Genomic DNA, 2108 nt, shown 5'->3' with positions numbered 1-2108 from the left:
AACAAGCGCTTGAAAGAGGAAATGGAATTCCTAAAAAAGGTTTCTGTAGATTCAATAGGTCAACGCAACATGTATCCTTTGAGAAGAGTTAATACAGGGGCAGCCTATGAATCGAATTTTTACTCAGGACGAACGTGAGCTGGTTTTTGACCTATGGAAGCAAGGCTCAGGTTTTAGTGATATTGCGCGAGTGCTAGATTCCAAGCCGGGTTCTATTTTTTCCATTCTTCGTGACCATGGTGGAATCAAGCCTGTAACGAGGAAGCGAAACTCGCTCCATCTTAGCCTTGAAGAACGCGAAGAAATCAGAGCCGGACTGTCAGCCAAATTAAGCATAAGAGAAATCGCTAAAAGGCTAGGACGTGCGCCGTCAACAATTTCAAGAGAAGTGAACCGTAACCGTGGTCGACGCTGGTACAAGGCTGTTTACGCGGATAGTCGGGCTTGGAGGGAAGCTCGTCGCCCCAAATCAGGCGCTTTGGCCGTTAACAGTAAACTCCGCAAAATTGTTATTGATAAGCTTACTGATAAATGGTCGCCAGAGCAGATATCTGGATGGTTGAAGGTCAATAAACCTGATGAACCGAATATGCAGGTTTCCTATGAGACAATCTATAAATCACTATATGTGCGATCAAGAAAAGCCTTAGATCATGCGCTTTCGAAACACCTACGGCGTTCGCACAAAATGAGGCAAAGCAAGCGCTATTCAACCTCTGGAGACAGAGGGACCATCAAAGTTGTAAATGGAATATCGATTCACGAGAGACCTAGATCCATCGATGCTAGGAAAGAAATTGGCCATTGGGAAGGGGATCTAGTCTCTGGGTCGAACAACTCTCATATCGCAACTTTAGTTGACCGACGAGCAAGATATACAATTATTCTTAAAGTTGCTGGAAAAGACGCCGGCTCTGTTAACAAGGCTCTGATTAAGGCCTTTAGAAAACTGCCTGGCACAATGAAAAGGTCGCTAACGTGGGATCGGGGTATGGAGTTAGCCAAACACGCTGAGTTTACAAAGGAAACGAAAGTACCGGTCTATTTTTGCGACCCTAAAAGCCCTTGGCAAAGAGGAACGAATGAAAATACCAATTCGTTAATCCGACAGTATTTCCCAAAGAAGACCTCTCTAGCCAAACACTCCCAGAACGATCTGAACAAAGTTGCACGAGCACTAAACCAAAGACCAAGAAAGACTCTTGGCTTTAAAACACCCAAAGAAGTCTTAGAGGAAGGTGTTGCATTGACAGGTTGAATCTACATCTGCGTACTTCGCGAAAGACCAAGAGTGAAGTACGCACTTATCCAAGATTATATTGGGCAGTACGACATCACACTCATGTGTGAGGTGCTGGGTGTGCACAGGTCGGGCTTCTACCGCTGGCGCGACAAGCCTAAGAGTGATCAGGAGCAGCGACGCGAGAAAATCGAAGAGCTTGTAAAAGAAACCTACGAGGAATTTGAGGCTGCTTATGGTGCACCCAGAATCACTCAGGAGCTTAACGAGCTCGGGCACAAGTGCTCACTCAATTTTATCGCTAAAATCATGAGGCAGCGCGGTATAGTGGCTCGTAACGGCAAGGGCTTCAATTATGGTGGCCATGCTTTAACGATGCACAACGTTGCCGACAACCTCCTTTGGCGCGACTTTACCACTGATCAACCTAATCAAAAGTGGGTAACTGATATTACTTACATTTGGGTTGAGCGCCGATGGCTTTACTTAGCGACAGTCATGGATTTGTACTCGCGCAAAATTATTGGTTGGAGCCTCGATACGGGGATGACAGACCAACTAATAACGGAGGCTATGCAGATGGCGATCAACGCCCGTGGTGCTTCTCCTGGCCTGATTGTTCATTCAGACCGTGGTACTCAATACCGATCAAACGACTATGTTGGTTTTCTTGAGCGACACGGTATAAAGCGCAGTATGAGCCGCAAAGGTAATTGCTGGGACAATGCTGTTATGGAATCTTTCTACGCCCGGTTGAAGGTCGAGCTTATCTACGCCAAGAACTACCAGTCGATTGATGAAGCGCGTTCAGGTATATTTGGTTACATCGAAATATTTTATAACCGCAAGAGAAGGCACTCTGCGAACG

The 2108-nt window shown here is 46.0% G+C and carries 2 protein-coding genes; both read left to right on the top strand.

Translation table 11 applies throughout. The features are described 5' to 3' along the window. Positions 1 to 106: 106 nt before the first annotated feature. The gene (locus CFK45_RS18205; RefSeq protein WP_096087877.1) at positions 107 to 1258 is read left to right on the top strand and encodes an IS30 family transposase; all 1152 of its coding nucleotides are present in this window, start codon (positions 107 to 109) and stop codon (positions 1256 to 1258) included. A gap of 33 nt (positions 1259 to 1291) precedes the next feature. Then, on the top strand, positions 1292 to 2108 hold an 817-nt coding region (locus tag CFK45_RS18200), incomplete at its 3' end, for an IS3 family transposase (protein ID WP_143247651.1).

This window comes from Agaribacterium haliotis (assembly GCF_002312815.1).
Lineage (GTDB): Bacteria > Pseudomonadota > Gammaproteobacteria > Pseudomonadales > Cellvibrionaceae > Agaribacterium > Agaribacterium haliotis.
This window is presented reverse-complemented; position numbering and strand designations above follow the sequence as displayed.

Excerpts from the sequence above, each read along its gene's own strand:
- CFK45_RS18205 (WP_096087877.1), top strand. The coding sequence starts at position 107 with ATGAATCGAATTTTTACTCAGGACGAACGTGAGCTGGTTTTTGACCTA.